Below are 24577 nucleotides of genomic sequence, written 5' to 3' on the forward strand. Positions count from 1 at the left end.
GCGTGATAGAGCGTTAACACGTCCAGATAGAGCGAATACGTAGTGTCATAGAGCGCTTCAGGGTGTTTAATGAGCGGATAATGAAATAAAACCTCTTAGAGACACGAAAAAAGCGTCCCACTTTGTAAAGTGGGACGCTTTTTCATATTTATTATGATGCATCTGCATCCGGTACTAGTCGTTTTTCCGTTTTCATGACAATGAAAATACTTGCTTCATATAAAGCGATCATTGGAATGAGGATGATCAACTGACTCAAGAAATCAGGAGGGGTGATTAACGCAGACACTACACCGAGCGTTACGTATGACCACTTTCTCACTTTTTTCATAGTTTCAGATGTCAGAATACCGATAGCGGACAGGAATAGTGCGACGATCGGAAGTTCAAACAGCAAGCCGATTGGCATCGTCGTCATTAATAGAAAACGTGCATATTCCTTTGCCGTAATCATGACATCGAAATTCATCTTACCGAGCTTCACTAAGAAGTTATAGCTCAGTGGATTGACTACGTAATAACCGAACGCGAGACCGCCGACGAACAAGAGCAAAATCGCAGGGGAGTACAGACTTAAGAAACGTCCTTCTTTCTGCGTCAGACCCGGTTTGACGAACTGCCAGAGGAAATGACAGACGAACGGGACAGATAAACCAAACGCCATCGCAGCGGAAATTGTTGTATAGAACGAAATGACTTCAAGCGGACTTAGGACGATCAGTGTATAGCCCCGTGTAACGTACGGGAACCACAGATTGATCGTACTGAAGACAGCAATGAAGAAAATCAAGAACACCACTGCACTTTTGATAAGCTGCTTCCGAAGATCTGTCAGATGTTCGATTAACGCAGGGTCTGCATCAGCCTTCTCATCTTTTGGTTCTTCTGGCGGTGGCATTCTAGGTTCTTCCGGTTGTGGTTCGGGTTTCAGCTTTTCAGGCACAGCTTGCTGTTCAGTGGAAGAAGTCTCCGCAGAGTGATCGGGTAGCGCAGCTTCTTCATCTTTTGCTTTTTTATCTAACGGGCTAAGGATTTTACGGTTGTGATCACTATACGGATCCATCTTGTCACCTACTTATTCATATCTTTTTTGTCTGTTTCAATTGCCTTTGGAGGCGTAACAGTTGTCTTGTCTTTCTCTTCATCATCGCCCATAATATCTTTTGTAGCTTTTTTGAACTCTGCTAAAGTTTTACCGACTGCTGAGCCGACTTCAGGCAATTTACGAGGTCCGAAAAGAATCAAGATAATTACTAGGATAATAATGAGCCCAGGTACACCGATTGCTGCTATATTCATCATCCATCCATCCTTTCCTATTTAATTTATACGAGTGATCCGCCTTGTTTACGGTATTTCTGAATGCCTTCCGCAGTACGATAGGCAAGTGCACCGACTGTTGCAGTAGGGTTGTACCACTATTATGAGTGAAATTGCTTGCACTCACAACAAATAAGTTTTCCACATTGAATGAAGTCTAGACCACTATAGTCGAAATTATCCCCAGTGGAATTATTAATTGTCACACTGGGAGGCTTGAGGCCATGAACGTATTCGTTGTAGTATTATAAATCCTTCGACAATTTCATTAAACAAAATCGAAATTTGTCGAAAGTGTAACAATCTTTTCATGCTACCAAACTTCGTACAATAGGTCAAATGGTGTTTTCGTGAGAAGTCTATTTCTTAGAGATGATGAATACAAAGACTTTTATAACGTAAAAATTCTAAAGCTACAAAATATTAAAAATATAGTTAAATTATTCGCAATATTGCGAAAATAAGTATATACGAATCATTTGAAACTTGGTAGAATATTAATAACAAGTAACCCACAGCCGACAAAATAACTCACTGAGGAGGAAAGATTATGAACAAGACTAGTCGGATTTTCGTTTGGACGGTACTGCTCGTTATGCTTTCATTTGTATCATTTGGTTCCACGCAAGCGGCAACGAAGGAATTCAAGGATGTGTCGAAGAATCACCCGAACTATGAAGCAATCCAATATTTACAGGATCAAGGCTTTATAGGGGGCTATCCAGACGACACGTTCCGGCCACAGGAACAGATCTCACGTAAACACGTGGCGAAGTTGTTGGATCAAGCACTGAAACTACCACAAGCGACAACGGCAGTGACGTATTATGATGTACCGAAGAATCATCCATACTATAGCTCCATCATGAAATTGACTGCAGCTGGTATCTTTAGTGGCGGTATGGATGGCTACTTCAACCCGGAGGCACCGATCACACGCATTCAGATGGCGAAAGTACTCGATATCGCATTTGATTTGTATATGACGAAACAAAATTCATTTTACGATGTGTATATTGAGCATTGGGGCTACACACACGCCAATGCGTTAAAAGCAAGTGGTGTTTCGAGCGGTTATCCTGATGGTGAATTTAAGCCGAATGAACCCGTTACGCGCGCGCACTATGCACAGTTCTTATACGCATCCATCAAGGTCAAGGACGCTCGACCAGCGACTGATAAAGTAACAAAAGGCAAAGCATGGGATCTCGTCAATCGCAGAACATTTGAACTGGAGAAGACTATGCGTGATGCACGCATGTATCAGTGGGGATATTCGGATATTACGTCTACTTTACGTATGAGTGCGACAAAAGCATTTGTAGATGGCAATCTGAAAGGTTACTATAATCCTAAATGCGAAGACTGCTACGTTAACGTCTTGCCGTATATTAATAATGAGCCATTGGTACGATTCGAGTTTACACAACCCGATTCCAATACGCTGAATGTAAACACAGTGGAATTCCAAAATGGTTATTCGGTTGGCGGATTTGTTGCCTATCAATTTAAAAAACAAGATAATAAATGGAAGATGAATTCGTTACAGTATACGAAGGTTGGGACGAAGAACTTCCAGCTGACGATTAATGAAGCCAAAAAAGTATTGGAAGCCGAGTTTATAACCTATGGGCATAAAAATATTGTAGCTAAATATGTCACCACTACTCAACAAATCGAATTGGATCCGGTAACAGACGCCAAATACACATTTGATCAATATACATTTAACTTGGATTCTGATTATGGACGCTTCAAAGTGAAATTCAACTCTTCGGATGGCTTCACCTCGTTTGTGAATTGAATAAAGAAACGTGCAACCCGTCAATAAGGATGAATTGCACGTTTTTATATGAGTTGATACCGTACTATTCAACCGACCCACTTTCAAAAAGCAGTTGTGAAAAGTCTTATGAATTTATTGATGAAATAGTATGAATTTATGCTAGACTTGCAATATATGACATTTGACAAAGGAGTAGAATGACTGCATGGACATGAATAATACGATTAAAGCCCTTCATATACTTGGAAATGAAGACGGGGTTTTAAAACTCAACACAGAGAAATTCTTTACTTGGCATATACCGAAAAAGTTAAGGGAAGAACCGATTCAAAAAGGAGATATCGTTCTCGTGCGTACGAAATTGGGTCTCAAGTCGGTTCTCGTAATGGACGTATATCGTGAAGAATTTGAAGAAACACAAAAAAGATACAAACGTGTGATCAAGATTTTTGAGAGGGCACCACAGAAATAAGTACTGAGAAAATAAAAACAGCTCATCCCTGTCTTGAACTGGGGATGAGCTGTTTTTACTTGAAGACGGGTACTCTAGGAAGGTCATCCTATTGTGCTTGACTGGCTAAGCTTCATTGAATTACTGCAACGACATAAGTGTTAGGTCAACATTCGCAAACTGAAGATGAAAAAGTACAGCTTACAAAATCGACTTCCGCTTACTAGACGACAGAATATGAAGTGCTTCTCTATACTTGCTAACCGTCCTACGCGAAATAGTAATCCCTTGTTCTTTTAATAGCAAATCGACAATCTTTTGATCGGATAAAGGCTTACGTTTATCCTCTTTTGCAATCAGTGACTGGATCGATGCTTTCACAGCGGACTGCGATACACTGTCGCCGTCCTGTGCAGCCAGTTTGGATGTGAATAAAGAGCGCATTTCGAACGTTCCAGCAGGTGTTTGGATTACTTTGTTGGATACAGTACGGCTGATGGTCGACTCATGCATGTCAATACGATCCGCCACTTCTTTCATCGTCATCGGTTGCAAAGCCTTTCTTCCTTCTCGAAAAAACGCGTCTTGTTTTTCGAGAAGGTCCGTCACAATGCGAATGATCGTATTGCGTCGCTGTTCGATACTCGTTAGTAACCATTGTGCTTGTTTATGATAGTCACGCAAATAAGAAGACAGATCGGATGTCCCTTTTAGAGAAGACACATACTCTTTGCGTAGTCCGATTTTCGGAAGGTCCCGATCGTTCAAATGAAATGACAACTTCCCGTGCTTTTCCTCTACGATCACATCGGGCATCATGAATTCTGTTTCACTATGACCGAGTTCTGGACAGGGTCTCGGATGGAGCGTCAGCAGAAATTCATGCAGTTCGTTTACGTGCGCCAGCGTGCTATTCATACCATTCGCGATCTGTTGCCATTTACGTTCGGCGACATAGGGTAAATACTCTGATATGAACGTTTCCATTAACTCGGGACACGCTTCGCAACTTCTAACTTGCAGCAACAAGCACTCCTGCAATGTCCGAGAACCTATGCCAGGCGGCCCAATTTGCTGTAGTAATTCAATACCTTTGTCTACATTTTCTACAGCGTGCATCTCGGCACATAAATACCCGTTGTCATCCAAACTATGAATCAACGTCTTCAGTAATTGCTTCGTCTTCGGATCTTTGAAATCGACCTCAACTTGTCGAAGCATTTGATCACGCATACTGACTTCTTGCTGCTTCGCCCATTCTGTTGAATCTGTTTCCTGACGTGAGTAGTTTAGCGACTGACGTTCTTGAAATGAATCTGTTCTTTTGGCTTCTTGTATCTCAATCACAGGATTTTCTAACTCTTTTTCCCGTATATATAGCTCCAGATCATAAGTCGATAATTGCAATAGCTCGATCGCTTGACGGAGTTCAGTCGTCATCCGTAAACTGAGTTCTTGTTTTTGTTGGAGAGACATATTCAACGAAATCTCCTCCTCATAATAAGTTACATAGTGAAAGTATATGAATGCGCTTTCATTTCTATGTACTTATCATAGCATGCACTTTCAATTTGGACTATTGTTCGAAAAAGTTTATTTTTCCTGAAGAACTTGCCGCAATCCTCTCGACTCCACCACGTCGTCAACACCTTCCTGGCAAAACCCATACGAACGCCAAGAGCACGTCTCGCACACAACGACAATATCATCGGGCACGACATGGAGTCGAATCCTTCTCTCGACTTCGCGCCAAGGGAGCACATCACTGACCTTCAATCCGAGCTTACGTAAAATAACCGTATCACGTTCATAAATTCCATCATCCTGACAATGGTATGGTTGCCCTTCAGGAAACTTTGCGCATAAATAATCAGGCCCTTTCATGATCTGAATCAATGTATCGGGCCGCTCTCGCAATACGTCATGGATCTGCGTCATATTGGCTGTGTACTCTTCTGAATAGCCCATGCCACGGTACCCAAGCAAACAAAAGATATGGTGCCCACGTAGTTTGATCATAGAAACCCGCCTTTTCTGAACTGTATAGTAGTTAACTAATTTTATTATTCAGTATACATATAATTGCGTGCGGCAGGGAAGTGAGAATTATGTGACATTGACTTTATGTGTGTACCTTCTATAATTAGCCAATACGAAAATACTCTGCAAAGAAGGGCTAGTGGACTATGAAAGACATAAAAGTAATTATCACATTAGTGCTCGTTATGTTCACATGGGGAATGAACGTTTCAGCACTCAAATATCTTGTGACCTATTTCGATCCAATTACTATTACTTCATTGCGGATCATGGTCGCCGCATTATCAGTATTCATTATCTTGTTCGTACTGAAGAAAATCCGTTTGCCGAAAAATAAGGAGTGGCTCTATATCCTTGGCGGTGCGATGACCAATGTTGTATTACATCATTACTTTCTAGCTGAGGGATTGTCGAGGACCAGCGCGGCCAACGGAGGATTGATATTAGGCCTCGGACCGTTGCTGACAGCTACGTTATCCGTTCTGATTCTGAGGGAACGTGTTACATTCGTACGATCACTCGGGTTCCTATTTGGCGGTATCGGAGTCGGTGTCATCGTCCTGGCGGGTAGCGGGACAATTGGCAAAATCTCGTTTGGCGATATTGAAATATTTCTGTCGATTGCGTCCCAGGCACTCAGCTTCATACTGATTAAAAAAGCGTCCCAAACGATGGACGCGAAGTTGCTGACAGGATATATGTTTCTGTTCGGTTCCATGATTCTTTTTATAGTTTCGCTCGTAAAGGAACCAGGTGGCTTGGGGCGCCTGGATAGCGGAACACCATCCATCTGGGCAATTTTCTTTTTCTCAGCTCTATTAGCTACAGCTGTCGGGCACATGTTATACAACTCCGCCATTGAAAAAATTGGTGCTGCACGCTCGTCGATTTTCTTAAACTTGAATACGTTCTTCTCTTTAATCGCAGCTAGTCTATTTCTCGGTGAAACAATCTACCTGGCCCATTATATAGGTCTAGCATTAATTATCGCGGGTGTGCTATTCGGCTCTGGGTCATTGGAGGCGATTATTAGGAACCGGAATAAACACGTCCCGCCTGTTGGCTAGCTATAGATATTAATTAAATACACGAACACTAATAATCTGTTAACCAGCATTTTGGTTATGGAGCTTGTTTCTACTTCGTGCATAGAGAACAAAAATAATAGAGGACATTCGTGTAGCATTTATATAGAATTGCGGAATATGTGGAAGTGGTGACATTAAAGTGAGTGTAGAAAGTTGTCTATGAGAGAATCATAGACGGAAAGTATAGAGTCATTTATATTCAATACTTTGCCGACCTCATAAAAAAATTCATCGTGTAATGGCGAGAATTTATCTATCCCATTAGGTATTGACTTTATGAATGCGGAGCTTCTCGCAGGATATACATTCCTTATTGGTTCAATTATTCCATTTGTTATTACGCTCTTATAGTATCTATTGGAATTAAGTGATTTATATAGAGGAAATCTCTCAGTTTGAGCAATATTCATTTTAGGTTTGTTAGCAATAGCTGTTGGTTATATGGCATATAATTCAGTATTTGATAAATAAGTACTGCGCGTTCTTGCATCATGTTAAACTTAAACACTATTTCTTACTGATGGGATAGAATTTATTCTTAAGGGAAGCAGTTATCCAGCACATTTTATTGAATTGATATTTATTGCAGTTATAGTACAAAGCTCTGGATTTTTTTGTATTGCTATTAATAAAATAAAGAATGGAAAAGTACTGTAATTCCTCAGGTAATGAAAAGGGTCAATGTCTTAAAAGATCAACTTTGAAGCCATTCGTTTAGTAGAATTGAAAGGCACTGGAGTTAATATTAAAGTGTCAAAGTTTCAAAAAAGTGAATTTTTATATTACGCGTTAGAAAATACAGAAAAATAAACCTTGATTTAACAGATAAGATTGAATATACTTTTAATCAATATAGGGAGGTAGAAACATTAAAGCTCTCAATGCTAAATAAAAACTTGAGTTATGTATCTACTAACTGGAAAAAGAAATATACTTGCTTCAGGTTTTATTAATGATGTTTTTTTAACTCTCTATCAAAACGCCGTTCACCAATGCTGAACAACGGTGTGGTTTAAGAACGTTGTTTAGTAATAATGAAGATGAAATAACGGGGAGTGAGAGCTTTGAAGATCGCTTTAATTGGTTTAGGGAAGATGGGAAGAAATCTGGCGATTAATATTTTACGAAAAGGCTATTCTATAACCGGTTACGATATACTTCCCCAAGTAAAGGATCAATTGTTACGAGAAGAAATATTTCAGACTGAAAAGTTCAAGTTTATTAGTGAATGGGAATCATTTATACAGGAAATTAAGCCTGAAGACATAATCTTAATACTCATTCCGCATGGTGAAGAAACCGAATTAATGTTAGAACAACTTTTGAAAGCCCTTCCAAAAGGTTCTACAGTACTAGAATGCGGGAATTCTTATTATAAAGAAATTGAAAAATGGAATGAGGTATATCTAAAAGCTGGTCTGAACCTACTTGATGTTGGTACAAGTGGTGGGATAGACGGTGCTAGAGAAGGACTTTGCGCAATGATAGGCGGAAACCATGATAGCTATAAACGAATTGAACCATTTTTAATCGAGATTTGCTGTGAAGGTGGACTTTTGTATACCGGTAAAACAGGTAGTGGACATTATTTAAAAATGATCCATAACGGTATTGAATACGGAATGATGCAAGCAATTGCAGAAGGATTTGAAGTATTGAATGAAAGTCCATATCCATTTGATTATAAGGAAGTAGCGCGACTTTGGAATAATGGATCAGTCATTAGAAGTTGGCTGATGGAGCTTGTAGAGGAATCATTCAGGAAGGATCCCAGATTGGAATCCATTGTAGGTAAGATGAATGCGTCGGGAGAAGCACAATGGATGGTAGAAGAAGCAATGGATTTGAAGGTGCCGGTTCCAGTTACAGCCTTATCGTTAATGGTACGGAACCGATCAATGCAGGAAGATACTTTCAGTGGAAAGGTCGTGGCTGCATTAAGAAAAGAATTCGGTGGTCATGAGGTAGAGGGGAAGTGAACTTATAGTGACAGATGTATTTACAATTGGCGAAACGATGGTGATATTTCAGTCTCAAGCAATAGGTAACTTAGAAGATCTTCCACAGATATATCAGAAGATCGGAGGTGCAGAGTCCAACTTTGCTACTGGTCTAGCACGTCTAGGTCATCGAGTTTCGTATATGAGCAAATTGGGAAATGATCCATTTGGTCGTCGTATCCTAAAAAGTATTAAATCAGAAGGGATTGATACTACTCATCTCAAGATGATAGAAAATGCCCAAACGGGTCTTTTATTTAAAGAACAAAAATTCAGCGATGTCATGAACGTATACTATTACCGAAAAGATTCTGCGGCAAGCCACATGCAAAAGGAAGAACTTCCTGAAGACATCTTTGAAGGACTGAAATATCTACATGTTACAGGAGTAACTCCGGCTCTAAGCAGCTCTTGTAAAGAACTTGTATTTAAAGCGATAGAATTAGCACGCAAACATGACGTTAAAATTATTTTTGATCCCAATATTCGATTTAAGCTTTGGGACAAGGAAGAGGCATTTGAAGTCTTAAATGCGATTGCTGTAAAAGCAGATTATATTTTGGCGGGTATGGAAGAAGCGGCTTTTCTGACAAATCAAACTGGAATCCGCGAGATTTGCCAAACTTTACAAACAAATGCACAGCAAATCATAGTCATTAAGCGTGGAAAAGAGAGTACAGTGCTGTATGAAAGTGGACATTATAGTGAGATTCCTGTTTTGAATGTTGCTAATATAGTTGACCCGGTAGGTGCAGGTGATGCATTTGCGGCGGGATTCGTGCACGGCCTTTTATTAAACTGTCATCATGAAGAAAGTGTACGATATGGAAATAGCCTCGGCGCAAGAGTTATCCAGCAGTTTGGTGATATAGACGGTTTACCTACACTGGAAGAGTTCAATGAAGGACTTAAAGGCGGCTTCACATCAGACGTAAGGAGGTAGTTCGTTATATTGAGAAAATGGGATAAACTTAAAGTTATTGAAGAAAACGGTGTAGTGGTGGTGTTAAGAAAAATTCATCCTGAACGTATTAACAAAGTGATTGAAACGTTGGTTAACAGTGGAATCAAGGTATTGGAAATCACAGCTGATAGTGAAAATAGTTACGATACTATACGTGACATGAAAAAGAGATATGGAGATCAAGTGCTAATCGGTGCCGGGACTGTGATAGACAAAGAAACGGCGAAATTGGCAGCCGATGCACAAGCTGACTTCATTTTTTCACCAAATTTAGACGTAGAAGTGATTCAGACAGCGAATCGATATGGCTGTATTTCCATCCCGGGTGTATATACTCCTACAGAAATCGTAACAGCATATACGGCAGGGGCAGATTTAGTTAAAGTTTTCCCCGCTGCAACATTAGGGCCGAGCTACTTTAAAGATTTACAAGGTCCACTAGCACATATTCCTATGATGCCAACAGGTGGAATTGGGTTGGAGAATATGGGTGAATTCCTAGCGAATGGAGCTATAGCTATTGGGGTAGGAAGCTCACTTTTGAACAAAAAGCTTATTGACACCGGAAACTACGAGGAGCTTAGTGAGAAAGCAAAAAGCTTCGTAAACCGATTTAATGAGGTGAAAGCATGCGAATCAAAGAAATAGAAACGTTCCGAGTTCCCCCGAGATGGCTTTTCTTGAAGATTACAACTGATGAAGGCTTGGTTGGTTGGGGTGAACCAATAGTAGAGGGCCGTGCATCAACCGTAGAGGCATGCGTTCATGAACTAGGTGAATATTTGATAGGGAATGACCCAATGCGAATTGAAGACATTTGGAACACGCTATATCGTTCGGGATTTTATCGTGGTGGTCCTATCCTGATGAGTGCAATAGCGGGAATTGATCAGGCTCTTTGGGATATTAAAGGGAAATTCTATAATGCTCCTATATACGAACTTATGGGAGGTGCTTGTAGAGACAAGGTGAAAGTATATTCTTGGATCGGTGGAGATCGTCCTTCAGATGTACTGGAACAAGCAAAAAAGGCGAAAGAAAATGGTTTCCAGGCAATTAAGATGAATGCAACTGAAGAGCTTCAAATTATAGATAGTTATTCGAAAATTGACAATGTTCTAGAAAGGGTGGCTTTGATTAGGGAAGGGTTAGGTTCTGATTTTGGAATCGGAATAGATTTCCATGGACGTGTGCATAAACCGATGGCAAAAATTTTGGCGAAAGAGCTTGAACAATTTCGTCCAATGTTCATAGAAGAACCTGTCTTAGCTGAAAATAATGAAGCGCTCAAGGAAGTTGCTAGACATAGTAACATCCCTATTGCAACAGGTGAGAGAATGTACTCTAGATGGGATTTTAAGAAAATCTTGCAGGAAGGATATGTAGATATTATCCAGCCGGACTTATCACATGCGGGTGGAATTACCGAATGTAAAAAGATATTTTCGATGGCGGAAGCCTATGATGTAGCAGTAGCTCCTCATTGTCCCTTAGGCCCAATAGCTCTTGCGGCATGTTTACAAGTTGATACGACAAGCTATAATGTTTTTATTCAAGAACAAAGCCTGGGCATTCACTACAATAAGGGGAATGACGTGTTGGATTATCTGAATGATCAATCTGTCTTCAAATTCGAGGATGGATATGCCAAGAATCTTACAGCACCAGGACTGGGAATTAGTATTAATGAGTCCTATGTAAGGGAGAAACAAAAGGAAGGGCATAACTGGAAAAACCCAATTTGGCGGCATGAAGATGGGACGGTTGCGGAATGGTAAGCCCTTACGAAAAGAATATAAATAATGAAGAAAAAAATGCGTTGGCAAATTTGGCGGTTTCATTAGTTGAAAATAAAACTGTAATAGGTTTAGGATCTGGCTCAACCATCGGTTTTTTTCTAGAGCATTTAGCATTGCGAATGAAAGAAGAAAAATTGGAGCTGAAATTCATTGCTTCTTCTAATAAGATTGCAAAGCAAGCGAAAAAACTGAACCTTCAACTTATTGAGATTGAGGATGTACCTTTTATTGATCAGGCATTTGATGGTGCAGATAGAGTAGATCTGAATAGCAATCTAATTAAAGGAGGTGGAGGGTCACTTTTTCGTGAACGACAAGTATTGCTGAAAGCTGAGCAACGGTATATTTTAGCGGATTCCTCAAAATTCACAAATAGTCTTTTGGGTCAAATCATCCCTCTAGAGATTGTACCGTTTAATGCATCGTTTACAATTAAAAGAATTGAAAGTTTGGGGTACAAAATTGCATTAAGAAAAGATGGGGACAACAATTTTATTACCGACAATGGAAACTGGATTGTAGATGTATCGAAACAAAAAAGTGTATCACCAGCAGATATTTATGAGCAGCTAAAACTAATATCGGGTGTCGTGGAAATTGGTTTATTCCTAAATGAAGATTATCATATATTAAAAACCTAACTAATCAAGTGAGTATAAACCTAAAAACCGAACCTAATACCAAATATTACGAATCAAATGAAAGCGCTTGCTTTAAGCGATAGCTTGGAATGCCATTCATTATTACAAAATGAGGAGGAGTTATATTGAAAAAGAATTTAATAATGATATTTACTTTATTGCTAATGAGCGTATTAGTAGCAGCTTGTGGAAATGGTGAGAGCGACAGCACTAAAGGAGCTGGGGAAGCATCAGCAGACTCTGGCGAAACAAAGAAATTAAGAATAAGCCTTGGTTTAAATGATAAAACACCTCTATATAACAGTTCTGAAAAGTTTAAGGAACTTGTAGAGGAAAAAACAGATTCACTGAACGTAGAAATTTATCATTCTGGTCAAATTGCAGATGACCGTTCTGCGATTGAGATGTTGCAATTTGGTACGTTGGATATAACAATTCCTTCTACGGCTCCATTTACTTCGTTCGTTCCTGAATATGGTGTGTTCGACTTACCGTTTACACTGAAGAACACAGATGTAGTAGATAAAGTATTGCAAGGAAAAATAGGTGATGAGCTTGCAGAAAAAGCTAGTGAACAAGGTGTTAAGCAACTGGCTTGGTGGGAAAATGGATTCCGTCAATTAACGAACAGTAAAACTTCGGTTAAGACATTGGATGATTTGAACGGGTTAAAGGTTCGTACTATGGAAAACGATATCCATCTAGGTGCTTGGAAAGCAATGGGGGCAAATCCGACTCCAATGGCATTTACAGAGTTGTTTACGGCGATGCAACAGAAAACAGTAGATGGTCAAGAAAACCCATATCCAACAATTTTATTGGAAAAATATCCTGAAGTCCAAAAGCATGTGACGGAAACTAATCATATTTATTCGCCATTTATTTTCTTGATCAGCCAAAAGACTTGGGACGGCTTGACAGAAGAACAGCAGGAAATTGTAGAAAGTGCAGCGCTAGAAGCTGGAGAGCACAACCGAAAGCTTTCGCGTGAAACAGCAGCATCCGCACTAGAAGAACTAAAAGTGCAAATGGAATATAGCAAAGTTAGTGATGCTGAATTGGAAAAGTTCCGTGAAGCTGTGAAGCCTGTCATAGAAAAGTATAAAGAGAGTATTGGAGAAGATTTCGTAGAGAAGTATTTAAATGAAGTCAATAACGCTGAATAAATGAAAAGTCCACAAAGAAAAAAGCAAGTTAATCACTATTAACTTGCTTTTTTTCAAAAGCAGGTGGGAGGAGCTATGATATGCCAGTCTTAAGATGGATCGATCATAACGTGGAACGAGTGATATTGTTCTTGTTGTTGTCAGTCATGACAATTGTAATTATACTGCAAGTCTTTATGAGATACGTTGTTGAAAGCTCTTTGACATGGTCTGAAGAGTTAGCACGATTTTGCTTTGTCTGGCTCATTTACATAGGGATTAGTTATGGGGTAAAACGAGCAAGACACATTCGTGTGGAAGCGCTATTATCTGTATTTAAAAGGCGAGGTAAATATGTCATTAACATGATAGCGCATCTTATGTTCTTGTTCTTTGCATTAATTGCAGTCTACTATGGCTTTACAATTTACCAGGCTATTAAAGGTACAGGTCAGGTAGCACCATCAATCAGAATCTCCATGTCGATCATGTATTTAGGGATGCCCATAGGAATGCTATTAACTTCAGTTCGTTTGATTCAAAGAATATATATAGAAACCAAGCTATATCGATCCAATGAAGAAATAATTGATAACGATATACCGAGATTATAAGGAGGGTGATAGAATGGGTGTCTTAATATTTGTATCTTTTGCAATCCTACTGATACTTACCGTACCTATTGGAATTGCCCTGGGTCTGTCTGCAGTAATTGCCCTTCTCATTGACGGATCTATTCCGGTAGAATTCATAATAAAAGAATTGACAACATCTACAAACTCATTTCCTCTATTAGCAATCCCATTCTTTATTTTAGCGGGTGAAATTATGGGGAAGGGCGGTATTTCTATCCGTCTGATTGCTGTAGCGGAATCCTTAGTTGGATCTGTTACAGGTGGTTTAGCTATGACGGCCATTGTCACGTCCATGTTCTTCGCAGCTATTTCAGGTTCGGGACCTGCGACTGTAGCTGCTGTTGGTGGTCTGATGATACCGGCCATGGTTAAAAAGGGGTATGATATCAAATTCTCGACGGCCGTTATTGCATCAGCGGGTTCGATAGGTGTCATAATACCGCCTTCAATTCCAATGGTCATGTATGGAGTTTCCGGAAGCGTATCTATAGGCGACATGTTCATGGCAGGTATCGTACCGGGCATCATGGTGGGTCTAGGATTAATGGTTTACGCATATTACTATTCCAAAAAAGCAGGTTATAAAGGTAGTACGGATAAAATCTCCTTCAGCCGTATTTTGAAACAAGTCTGGCTGGCCAAATGGTCATTGTTGATTCCTGTTATTATTTTGGGCGGAATCTATGGTGGGATCTTTACACCCACAGAAGCTGCTGCAATAGCAGTGTTTATTGGGTTCATAATTGGCGCATTCGTTTATAGAGAATTAAAGTTCAAGGACATCTCAGATATCTTCGTCGATTCTGCGCTAATGACTGCTACCATCTTAGTTATTGTGGGTAGTGCAACAGGGTTTGGGAAGCTGTTGGCAATGGAGCAAATCCCAATAAAAATTGCGGATTATATGCTATCACTTTCTTCAGAACCCTTCATCATTATTTTATTAATCATTGTACTTTTGCTAATCGTAGGATGTTTTATGGACACGATTGCAGCAATCATCATTCTGACACCGATCTTGTTACCTATAGCAACGCTTGTCGGCTTCGATCCGATTCACTTTGGCATCATCATGATTATTTCATTGGCAATTGGCTTCATTACACCTCCTGTGGGAGTAAACTTATTTGTCGGTTCTAGTATTTCAGGAGTTAGTATGGAGTCATTATCAAAAGCAATCGTACCGTTTATCATCTCAATGATATTTGTTTTACTGGTTGTATCATTTATTCCAGGTTTATCGTTACTATTTCTAGATTAATATTAAATAGGAGTGAACAATATGTTATTTCCTCAAATGCGTAGCAGAATAAATCCTTACAAAGATAACGTGCAAGGGAAAGCGAATGAACCCATAACAGTGGCAGGTCTTTTGGACAACGCCAAGAAAATCCTAGGTCCTCTTTATGAAGGTGGTACACCGGATTGGTCGTTAGAGAATGTCGTACTACGATTGGAACAAGATGCTCCTCGAATTGCAATTATAGGGGGCTCTGCTGATCATCCAGCTCATATTATGGACTATATGACCTCCTCACGCGCGGCTATCAGGATCTGGCAAAACGGTGGTGTCCCATTTTACTTTTCAACTCCAGTCATGTGCGATGGTACTGCTCAATCCAATCAAGGTATGAGTTACTCATTGCAAAGTAGAAATGCTGTTGCCCAGATGATCGTTAATCAGCTCGAAGCGCATAGTTATCATGCAGCATTCGTCATCCAAGGATGCGATAAACAGCCTCTCGGCGTTGTTAGTGGCTTAGCCCACTTAGATCGACTCAGACAATTTAGAGGTGATGCGCCATTCTTTGCAACATTTGCACCTGCACACGTTCTACAAGGTGGTACTATTCCTGAAGATGTTCTTAAAAAGTTGAATGCTGTATATGACAAGGCAATTGAAATGAAACATGAGGAGATTGCCGAAGACTTACGGGACACCATGAATTACATTCTTCAATGTTCTTCCAACACTTCTTTCCAAGGAGTATTCGAGAGAGCAGTTGAAAGAGGAATCATTACAGAAAAAGAGCATAAATATCTCGAAATTCGTTTAGCTGCTGCCACTTGCGATACAAAAGGTGGAGTTTGTGCATTCAATGGTACAGGAAACAGTTCGCGCCACCTGGTTGCAGGTATGGGACTTGTACATCCAGCATTGGAGCTATTGACACAACCACCGAATCAGCAACAGGTCAATGAAGCAATCGATGCGATGGCTACCATGATCAATAAACCTGAATTTGGTGTGTCACGACTGGTGAAATCCAATATTAGAAATGCTGCACGCATTCATAGTGCATCCGGTGGTTCTACAAACTTAATGATGCATATGGTAGCTGCCATGATTTATGCAGGTTATGAGTTTACACTTTTTGATATCGAAAAGATCCTCAAGGAACAACCTATACCTGACCTCTTTAATTATTCATTAACAGAGGGAAGAGATATTTTCTCATTAGCGATGCAGTGCTGTGACGATACGAGCCGTGGCATGGAAACGTTATTTTATGAGCTATTGAATAACGGTGTAGATATGGATCAGGATACGTTGACTGTAACGGGTACATCGTGGAGAGACCGACTAGAATATAGTGAAAGTTTACCAGCCGATAATATTAAAGAAAATGCTGTCATTGTTAGTAATCCTAAAAGACTTTTTAGTGGGGTAGATGTACTCCGTGGGAATTTCTTCGAGAGCGCAGTTGTGAAAATTAGTGGAATGCCAACTCCTCAACTAAATCAGTTTGACGATAAGATGGCTTTCGTTTTGTTCTTCGATAATGAAGATCATGCAAATCAAAGTCTCTTAGACTCCAAATTGATTGATAATATGAAAGACAATAAACTGTTCAGTTATGAAAAACTATTGTCAGTAGTTAAATACAATGCTTCAGATGAATATGAAGAGCTAAAAGAGCTTGATTATAATGCGCTATTCGAAGAGATGACAAAAAGAAGCATATTAAAGATTGCGCTCGTCATTGCGGGACAAGGACCTCTTGCATTTGGTATGCCTGAAATGTTTACACCGATGCAACATATTAATGCAAGTCGCACGTTAAAGAGAATCTGTACTGTTATCAGTGATGGACGTTATTCAGGGGTGACGTACGGTGCTGCCATTGGACATATGACACCTGAAGCGATGGACGGTGGTGGAATTGGTTATCTACAAACTGGAGATATCTTGCATCTTCAATTACGAAAGCACTATATTGACTTAGTGAAAGAACTCGATACTCAAGTTGTATATGAAGATAATATCAAAGATAATGAGACTCGAAAGCAATTATTCGAAGAACGATTAACCAATATGAAACGACGTCAGAAGTTAGTAGCAGCGGTAAATCGAATGGTAGGACATACAGATGCTTCTAAAGGTGTAGTTCCAATCCAAGTCTATGAAGAAGCAGATGAAACCTACGTGAAATAATTGCTAATAAGCAATGAAAAGGTGAGATAGATGAGTCTTGTTCAATCTGTAGTTAGGGCAATTAAAATTTTGGAAGTCTTTGATGAAGTGAATAAAGAACTTAGTATAAAGGAAATTAGTGCGAAACTGGAACTTAATAAGAGTACAGTACATGCTTTATTGAAGACCTTAAAGGAACATGGGTATATCACACAAAATGAACAAACTGCAGATTATTCGTTAGGGTGGAAACTATATGAGCGTGGAAACCTATTGCTTAGTCAACTAAGTCTAAAGCAAGTTTCGTCCCGTCATTTATATACGTTAAACAGAGCTACAAATGAAACGGTCCACTTGGTGAAGCGGTTGGATCAAGAGGCTATTTATATCGATAAAATCAACGGTAACAATACATTGGTCATCTATTCAAGAATCGGAAAGAAAGTTCCGCTACACTGTAGTGCGGTAGGCAAGGTATTGGTTGCGTATTTGCCGAAAGACAGCCTTACAGAGCTATTAGAAGGATATGAATTCATTCAAGCTACTGAAAACTCCATAAAAAACCATACAGATTATATGACAGAGCTAGCCCAGGTTAAGAAGCAAGGATACGCGGTGGATGATGAAGAAAATGAGTATGGAATCATTTGTTTTGCTATGCCGATTTATGATCATAAGTATGATGTAGTAGCAGCGGTTAGCGTATCTTCACCAAAAAGCAACTTTACAAAAGAGAAAGAGAATGAATACTTAAAGTTATTAAAATTATGTGCGGATAGCATTTCACAAGAATTAGGTGCAAATTTAACTACTAAGGAGAGTTAATATGAGATACATTAAATTCCATCAAAATGGAGAGATCCATACGGCATTAGTTACATTACAAGAAGAGGTATATATAATCGAAGAAGAAAACTATACGGATTTCTATTATAAATTACAAGAATCGAATCGAACGGCGAATCAATATCTAAAGGATGAAAACATTCAAAAGACTGACTTGTCATTCGACGATTTAGAACTGACATTGCCGACTATACCTGACGAAGTATGGGCGGCAGGTGTAACTTATCAAAAGAGCAGAGAAGCAAGAAATTTTGAAACGAAGAAAGAAGATGAGGAGGATCTAACGTTCTATGATCTAGTGTATGACGCCAAACGTCCCGAAATCTTTTTTAAGTCCACGGCGCGCAGAATCATTGGGCCAAATAGTGATGTTTATATCAGAAGTGATTCGAATTGGCAGATCCCCGAGCCGGAACTGACTCTAATTGTAGGCAAGGAAGAGGATATTATCGGTTATACATTGGGTAATGATATGAGTTGCCGAGATATTGAAGGGGAAAACCCTCTCTATTTACCACAAGCTAAAGTGTGGAAGAATTCGGGTTCAATAGGTCCCGCGATTTTAATGCCTGAAGGAATCGAAGATCCTTACTCGATCGATATCACGTGTAAAATTTACAGGGATAATGAATTGAAGTTCGAGGGTACTGCTTATGTCAATCAATTAAAGCGGAAGCTTGATGAACTGGTTCACTATTTAGTCTATGACAACGATATCTTGGAAGGAACAGCGTTGATGACAGGTACTTGTATTGTACCGCCAAACGATTTTACTTTACAGGATGGGGACACGATTGAAATCTCGAGTGAAAAGATTGGTATCTTGCGGAACGGTGTCAAAGCTCAAAAGAAAATGATTTCGATTCATTAATAGGAAAGGTGGTAAGCCTATGAAGGGAATCATTCCTCCCGTTGTGACGTTACTGGACGAATCAGGTCAAATTGATATGGAGAAGAATAAAAGAGCGATAGATAAATTAATTAGCCACGGAGTGCATGGTGTAGTGTTGTTAGGAAGCTCTGGGGAATTTCCTCACTTCTCACTGGAGGAAAAACATCAATATCTGAAGCAGATTATTCCGTATATTGACAATCGTATTCCTGTTTTAGTGGGGACAGGCGGGACAGTAATGGAAGAAACCATTGAATTGTCAAAATTCGTTCAAGAGTTAGGTGCTGAAGGAGTGCTTGTTGTGAATCCGTACTATTGGAATCTGTCGGATGAGCAAATGTACACGTACTTCTATGAAGTAGCAGGCTCATTGTCCATAGACCTGTATTTATACAATATTCCACAACTGACTGGCCAAGAGATTCCGGTGGAAGTCGTAAAACAACTCGCGGAGAATATACAGAATATTCGAGGGATAAAGGAAACCGTAGCAAGCATGACCCGTATTCGGACTGTAATTGATGAAGTAGCTAACAAAGTAAATAATTTCCATGTGTATAGTGCTTTTGATGAGCATCTATTAGATGCTCAACTGTATGGAGCCTCAGGAAGTATTAATGGATCTTCAGTCTTTCTGCCCGAAATTTCATTGAATCTATATGAAGCTATACAAAACGAAGACTTCACTGAAGTAAAGAGACATCATATATTAATTTGCAAGTTGATGGAGATTTATAGCTTGCATCCTTCCTTCTACCTAACGATGAAATTGGCTGTACATGAACGTTGGTTTGTGAATCAGGCGATTGGTTATCGGAAACCATTTATAAATAGTGAAGCTCATTTATCTGATACTATCAAGTCTATTATTTCAGAGTATGCTGGAAATGAAGATTAATATAGACTGGAGTGGTTTCTGATCTGATAGATATTCACTATATGTTGTGAAGAAATATCCAATAAGGAGTGAAGATTATTATGGCTTTTAAAGTAGTTATCACTGATTATGAATTTGACAAATTGAATTATGAAGAAAACGTATTTAAGGAAAGCGGCCTTGATATACATTTTGTCAAAGCTCAGTGCCGCACAGAACAAGAGGTAATTGAAGCAGCTAAAGATGCAGATGCTATCATAAACCAATACGCTCCACTAAACGCTAAGGTTCTGAATGAGTTAACGAATTGTAAAGTCATATCGAGGTACGGGGTGGGAGTGGATACGATTGATCTTGAGGTAGCTAAACAGAAGGGTATCGCAGTTTGCAATGTTCCGGACTATGGAATAGAAGAGGTTTCAAATCATGCGTTGGCACTCTTGATGTCTTGGTCAAGAAAGATCGTGGAATTAAATAATGCGGTAAAGAACGGAAGTTGGGACTTCAGTATTAGTCCGCCTGTTTATCGTTTTAAAAATCGCGTATTTGCAGTGATCGGTTTCGGCAAGATTCCAAGGCGTGTAATTGAGAAAGTTCAACCTTTAGGCTTCACATTAGTAGGATATGATCCGTTTGTTTCAGCAGAGGAAATGGCGAAATACAATGTAAAGAAAGTAGACCTTGATGAAGCGTTAACACAATCTGATGTTATTTCACTTCATGTTCCGCTTGTAAAAGATACACATCACTTGATTAACCTCAGTAATGTTAATGATTTAAAAGATGGTGTCTTTATTCTAAATACAGCGAGAGGTCCAATTATTGAGACAGAGGCATTAATCCAAGGTTTGCGTAGCGGTAAAATTGCGGGAGCAGCGCTTGACGTTGTAGAAATTGAGCCTGTACCAGAGGATCATGAATTATTGGAATTTTCCAATGTCTACATCACGCCTCATAGTGCCTTTTACTCAGTCGAGGCAGTGGAGGAGTTACGTACTAAGACTGCTAGGAACATTGTCGAAGCCTTGGAAGGATCAGTACTTACATACCAAGTGGTGTGAAAAATATTAAAAGAGATATTTATTCTATCATAGATATCTCTTTTATTTTTGAATAGGGGAGCTTTTTATGGCAACTTTTAAAATTGAGTCGGAACAATTGAAACAACTTATAACTGAACGTTTAGTTGAAAGTGGCATATCACTCGAGCATGCAAGTATTGTTGCCGATGTGTTGGCTTTCGCTGATACACGTGGTGTGAAATCCCATGGAATTATGAGATTACAGCATTATATTGACAGAATACAGGAAGGCGGCATTAATAAGGATGCCCAAATTACTGTAGAAGCAGTGAATGATGTAATCGTTAAAGTGGACGGTGATAATGGGTTAGGACATGTCGTGGCAAAAATTGCTATGAATGAAGCCATATCTATTTCTAGGGAAAAGGGCATTGGTGTATCTATAGCTTCTAACTCGAGTCATTCCGGAGCGCTCGGCTATTATGCAGATCAGGCAGCTAGGGAGGGAGTGATTGGTATCACTTTCGCACAGGCGGATGCTCTCGTAGCACCGTATGGAGCTAGATCTGCATTTCTTGGGGCTAACCCGCTGGCGGTAGGAATCCCACATGAAGACCGTCCGATTGTACTAGATATGTCTACGAGTAACGTGGCATTCGGGAAAGTCATGATTGAAAAGGAACGAGGAAATAAGATTCCTATGGATTGGGGACTTGATGAACACGGTGTTCCAACAGATGATCCAGACAAAGTTAAAGCTTTGCAGCCTATGGGTGGAGCGAAGGGCTACGGACTTGCTATCCTTGTAGACGTTCTTTCTGGTATTTTATCAGGAGGGCAATTTGGTAAGCATATTAAACCAATGTACGGGGATTTAAAGGAAAGTAGAAGGTTAGGTCAGTTTTTCCTGGCAATCAATCCGGAGTTCTTTGTTGGCCAAGAATACTTCCTCGATATGATGAAGCGGTTTGTAGAAGAACTGCATGCATGTGAACCAGCCCCTGGGCACACTAAAGTATACGTTCCTGGAGAAAGATCGATTGAGAATCAGATGAGGGCAAATTTAGAAGGCATTGAAATTGAAGAAGATATGTACGAAATTTTGACTGGAAAGAAAAGATCAAATAAAAATACTGCGTGTAAATAACCGTGATTCGCGTGGATGTATGAAGTATCTCGTCTCTCAAGATCATCCATTATAACAGCAACATATCCAATCGGACAAAATGTTCTGAATTTAACAAAATTAATTATTGTAACTTCAGTTTTTTTGTGATAAGGTTGTTTTAAGGTTTTATATAAAGAACTGGGTTCTCTATATAAAACCAGGAAGGCGGTTATCGAATTGAGCAATAAGTACTGGGTACCTGCTATCGAAAGGGCAGATTTGTTACTTAGAGAAATTAGTAAACATCCAAATGAATTACGGTTAATAGATTTATCGAAAAGGCTAGAGATAAATAAAAGTTCTCTTTATTCCTTACTGAACACATTAGAAACATTAGGGTGGATTATCAAGACTGCTACAGACAGTTATAATCTAGGTCCAACCCTTGGTACTTTTAATTCAATGTATTTGAGTCAATTCAATTTGATACAGAGCTTCTATAAAGAAGCACAAGAGGCTGTGTCCAATATTCAAGAACACATTCAATTGGGTACGCTTGAAGGTAATGATGTTGTGTACTTAGGAAAGGTAGAGGCGAAGACAAGGGTTCAGCTTGTTACGGAGCCAGGTATGCGTTTCCCGGCTTATGCATCTGCTGTAGGAAAAGTTCAATTAATTAATCACACGGCAGAAGAAATAGAAGATCTATTTCCTATTAAAACGTGGGATAAAAAGACTGAATTCACAACTTCTAATATTGAAGAACTTTGTAGCAAGGTATCGTTAGCAAAAATGAAAGGTTATGCGGTTGAGAATCAAGAGTCTGCTTTAGGTTTTCACTGTGTTGCTGCGCCTATCTATAATTTTGAAAAACAAATTATTGCAGGTATCAGCTTTACGATGCCAACGAATAGCTGGGAAGATAAATTTGAGGCAGCAAAAGAAGAGATTATCAAACTTGCAGCCAATTTATCGAAACTAGCCGGATATCAAGAAGTGTCAAAGGAAGCTACAACACTATAATTATACAACTACTGGGAGGAATAGAAATGGTTACTAAAAATAATAGTGCAACGTTTAAGAACTTTATTAATAATGAATGGGTTTCATCACAGTCGAATGAAGTACTAGAGAGTATTAGCCCTATGAATAAGAACGAGGTTGTAGGCTTCGTACAGAAATCAACTCAAGAAGATCTGGACAAGGCATTCAAAGCTGCCGAGGGTGCTAAGAGTGCATGGAGAAAGATTGGTCAACATGCAAGAGGGCAGTTTTTGTTTAAAGTAGCAGATATCATCGAGCAGAATATTGATGATATCGCAGAAACTGCTACTAGGGAGATGGGAAAAACGCTTCCAGAAGCAAAAGGTGAAACAGCTCGTGGCGTTGCAATCCTAAGATACTATGCAGGAGAAGGCATGAGAAAGAATGGGGATGTCATTCCTGCTTCTGACAAAGATGCTTTGATGTTCACGAGGCGCGTACCAGCTGGCGTAGTGGGAATCATTACTCCTTGGAATTTTCCAGTAGCGATTCCGATTTGGAAACTGGCACCTGCTCTTGTGTACGGAAATACTGTTGTGTTCAAACCAGCGACAGAAGCTTCAGTTACTGCTGCCAAGATTATCGAATGTTTTGCAAAAGCCGGACTACCTAAAGGTGTCTTAAACTTCATCGTAGGTTCTGGATCAGTTATTGGACAAGGGATGATTGAGCATTCCTCTTTGAACGCAATTACTTTCACAGGATCAGAAAATGTAGGGAAATCAGTAGCTAAAGGGGCTGCAGAAAGTGGCGTAAAATACCAAATTGAAATGGGTGGAAAAAACCCTGTAATAGTTTCCAAAGATGCGGATCTTGATAATGCGGTAGAAGCAGTAATAAGCGGGGCTTTTCGTTCGACAGGGCAAAAATGCACTGCCACTAGTAAGGTCATTGTAGAAAGCGCTATCTATGATGTATTCAAAAAGAAGTTGCTCGCTGAAACAGAAAAAATCACAGTAGGAAACGGATTAAATGATGGAATCTGGATGGGACCATGTGCTAGTCAGAGCCAATTCGATACAGTAAAAGACTATATTGAAATCGGTAAGTCGGAAGGTGCGACATTGATTGCTGGCGGCGAAGTTCTAAGCGGTGATGAATTCGATAATGGATTCTATCTAACACCTGCAATTTTCGATAATGTCAAAGCAGATATGCGAATTGCACAAGAAGAAATTTTTGGTCCAGTTATCGCATTGATTGAGGCAAGCGACGTGGAAGATGCAATCAAGATTGCAAATGATACAAAATTTGGACTGAGTGCTTCTATCTTCACGTCCAATATAGGTTCATTGATGGAGTTCATCGATGAAATTGAAGTCGGTCTAGTTCGAATTAATGCTGAAAGTGCTGGTGTGGAACTACAAGCACCATTTGGCGGAATGAAAGGCTCAGGCTATGGGTCACGTGAACAAGGAGAAGCAGCACAAGAGTTTTACACGGAGATCAAGACAGTATTTATTAAGGCATAAAAGTTATAGAACCCAAATTATCCATAAAGGAA

General features: G+C 39.6%; 23 protein-coding genes. 19 read left to right on the forward strand and 4 right to left on the reverse strand.

Annotated features, from left to right (window positions below; genetic code table 11):
* Nucleotides 1-151 precede the first annotated feature (151 nt).
* Both tatC and tatA read right to left on the reverse strand, forming a co-directional pair.
* Entirely contained in the window at nt 152-1063 is a 912-nt protein-coding gene (gene tatC, locus CSV64_RS06695; protein WP_099633974.1) for a twin-arginine translocase subunit TatC, read from the reverse strand.
* A gap of 8 nt (nt 1064-1071) precedes the next feature.
* A complete protein-coding gene (gene tatA, locus CSV64_RS06700) occupies nt 1072-1302 on the reverse strand; it encodes a twin-arginine translocase TatA/TatE family subunit (protein WP_099633975.1) in 231 nt (76 codons plus the stop codon).
* A 568-nt stretch (nt 1303-1870) separates the two neighbouring features.
* Between tatA and CSV64_RS06705 the strand changes: the two genes are divergently transcribed.
* Nucleotides 1871-3124, forward strand: a complete 1254-nt coding sequence (locus CSV64_RS06705; protein ID WP_099633976.1) for an S-layer homology domain-containing protein — start codon at nt 1871-1873, stop codon at nt 3122-3124.
* A gap of 187 nt (nt 3125-3311) precedes the next feature.
* Nucleotides 3312-3578, forward strand: coding sequence for a DUF5839 family protein (locus CSV64_RS06710; protein ID WP_099633977.1), 267 nt, complete (start codon nt 3312-3314; stop codon nt 3576-3578).
* 180 nt (nt 3579-3758) lie between these two features.
* On the opposite strand, the gene rpoN is transcribed toward CSV64_RS06710, so the two are convergent.
* Nucleotides 3759-5033: an RNA polymerase factor sigma-54 gene (gene rpoN, locus CSV64_RS06715; protein ID WP_099634020.1), complete on the reverse strand. Its 1275-nt coding sequence runs from the start codon at nt 5031-5033 to the stop codon at nt 3759-3761.
* A gap of 117 nt (nt 5034-5150) precedes the next feature.
* A complete protein-coding gene (locus CSV64_RS06720) occupies nt 5151-5576 on the reverse strand; it encodes a DUF1284 domain-containing protein (protein WP_099633978.1) in 426 nt (141 codons plus the stop codon).
* A gap of 167 nt (nt 5577-5743) precedes the next feature.
* Between CSV64_RS06720 and CSV64_RS06725 the strand changes: the two genes are divergently transcribed.
* The 17 genes from CSV64_RS06725 (at nt 5744) to gucD (ending at nt 24545) form a co-directional block, all read left to right on the forward strand.
* Entirely contained in the window at nt 5744-6664 is a 921-nt protein-coding gene (locus CSV64_RS06725) for a DMT family transporter (RefSeq protein ID WP_099633979.1), read from the forward strand.
* Nucleotides 6665-7740: 1076 nt separating this feature from the next.
* Nucleotides 7741-8664: a phosphogluconate dehydrogenase (NAD(+)-dependent, decarboxylating) gene (gnd, locus tag CSV64_RS06730; protein ID WP_368665183.1), complete on the forward strand. Its 924-nt coding sequence runs from the start codon at nt 7741-7743 to the stop codon at nt 8662-8664.
* A gap of 7 nt (nt 8665-8671) precedes the next feature.
* On the forward strand, nt 8672-9628 hold the full coding sequence (locus CSV64_RS06735; protein WP_099633981.1) for a sugar kinase: 957 nt from the start codon (nt 8672-8674) through the stop codon (nt 9626-9628).
* A gap of 9 nt (nt 9629-9637) precedes the next feature.
* Nucleotides 9638-10297 carry a bifunctional 4-hydroxy-2-oxoglutarate aldolase/2-dehydro-3-deoxy-phosphogluconate aldolase gene (locus CSV64_RS06740; protein ID WP_099633982.1) on the forward strand — a complete coding sequence of 220 codons (660 nt, stop codon included), beginning with the start codon at nt 9638-9640 and terminating at the stop codon, nt 10295-10297.
* Entirely contained in the window at nt 10279-11427 is a 1149-nt protein-coding gene (gene dgoD, locus CSV64_RS06745) for a galactonate dehydratase (RefSeq protein WP_099633983.1), read from the forward strand. The genes CSV64_RS06740 and dgoD overlap by 19 nt, the downstream gene beginning before the upstream one ends.
* On the forward strand, nt 11421-12089 hold the full coding sequence (gene rpiA, locus CSV64_RS06750) for a ribose 5-phosphate isomerase A (RefSeq protein WP_085427961.1): 669 nt from the start codon (nt 11421-11423) through the stop codon (nt 12087-12089). Before dgoD ends, rpiA begins: the two co-directional genes overlap by 7 nt.
* Before the next feature lie 125 nt (nt 12090-12214).
* A complete protein-coding gene (locus tag CSV64_RS06755; protein WP_233190419.1) occupies nt 12215-13255 on the forward strand; it encodes a TRAP transporter substrate-binding protein in 1041 nt (346 codons plus the stop codon).
* Nucleotides 13256-13335: 80 nt separating this feature from the next.
* Nucleotides 13336-13848 (forward strand): TRAP transporter small permease, encoded by a 513-nt coding sequence (locus CSV64_RS06760; protein WP_085427962.1) that lies wholly within the window; start codon nt 13336-13338, stop codon nt 13846-13848.
* A gap of 13 nt (nt 13849-13861) precedes the next feature.
* Entirely contained in the window at nt 13862-15130 is a 1269-nt protein-coding gene (locus CSV64_RS06765; protein ID WP_085427963.1) for a TRAP transporter large permease, read from the forward strand.
* Nucleotides 15131-15151: 21 nt separating this feature from the next.
* Nucleotides 15152-17305: a dihydroxy-acid dehydratase domain-containing protein gene (locus tag CSV64_RS06770; protein ID WP_085427964.1), complete on the forward strand. Its 2154-nt coding sequence runs from the start codon at nt 15152-15154 to the stop codon at nt 17303-17305.
* 30 nt (nt 17306-17335) lie between these two features.
* Nucleotides 17336-18109, forward strand: coding sequence for an IclR family transcriptional regulator (locus CSV64_RS06775; RefSeq protein ID WP_099633985.1), 774 nt, complete (start codon nt 17336-17338; stop codon nt 18107-18109).
* A 1-nt stretch (nt 18110) separates the two neighbouring features.
* The gene (locus CSV64_RS06780) at nt 18111-19001 is read left to right on the forward strand and encodes a fumarylacetoacetate hydrolase family protein (protein WP_085427966.1); all 891 of its coding nucleotides are present in this window, start codon (nt 18111-18113) and stop codon (nt 18999-19001) included.
* Between the two features lie 19 nt (nt 19002-19020).
* Nucleotides 19021-19920, forward strand: a complete 900-nt coding sequence (locus tag CSV64_RS06785) for a dihydrodipicolinate synthase family protein (RefSeq protein ID WP_099633986.1) — start codon at nt 19021-19023, stop codon at nt 19918-19920.
* Nucleotides 19921-20000: 80 nt separating this feature from the next.
* Nucleotides 20001-20960, forward strand: a complete 960-nt coding sequence (locus CSV64_RS06790; protein WP_199168459.1) for a C-terminal binding protein — start codon at nt 20001-20003, stop codon at nt 20958-20960.
* 67 nt (nt 20961-21027) lie between these two features.
* Nucleotides 21028-22068: an ureidoglycolate dehydrogenase gene (gene allD / locus CSV64_RS06795; RefSeq protein ID WP_099633987.1), complete on the forward strand. Its 1041-nt coding sequence runs from the start codon at nt 21028-21030 to the stop codon at nt 22066-22068.
* 198 nt (nt 22069-22266) lie between these two features.
* Nucleotides 22267-23052 (forward strand): IclR family transcriptional regulator, encoded by a 786-nt coding sequence (locus CSV64_RS06800; RefSeq protein WP_099633988.1) that lies wholly within the window; start codon nt 22267-22269, stop codon nt 23050-23052.
* A gap of 20 nt (nt 23053-23072) precedes the next feature.
* Complete coding sequence (gucD, locus tag CSV64_RS06805; protein ID WP_085427971.1) at nt 23073-24545, forward strand: alpha-ketoglutaric semialdehyde dehydrogenase GucD; 1473 nt, start codon at nt 23073-23075, stop codon at nt 24543-24545.
* The last annotated feature ends 32 nt before the right edge of the window (nt 24546-24577 follow it).

Source organism: Sporosarcina sp. P32b (assembly GCF_002743335.1).
Taxonomy (GTDB): Bacteria; Bacillota; Bacilli; order Bacillales_A; family Planococcaceae; genus Sporosarcina.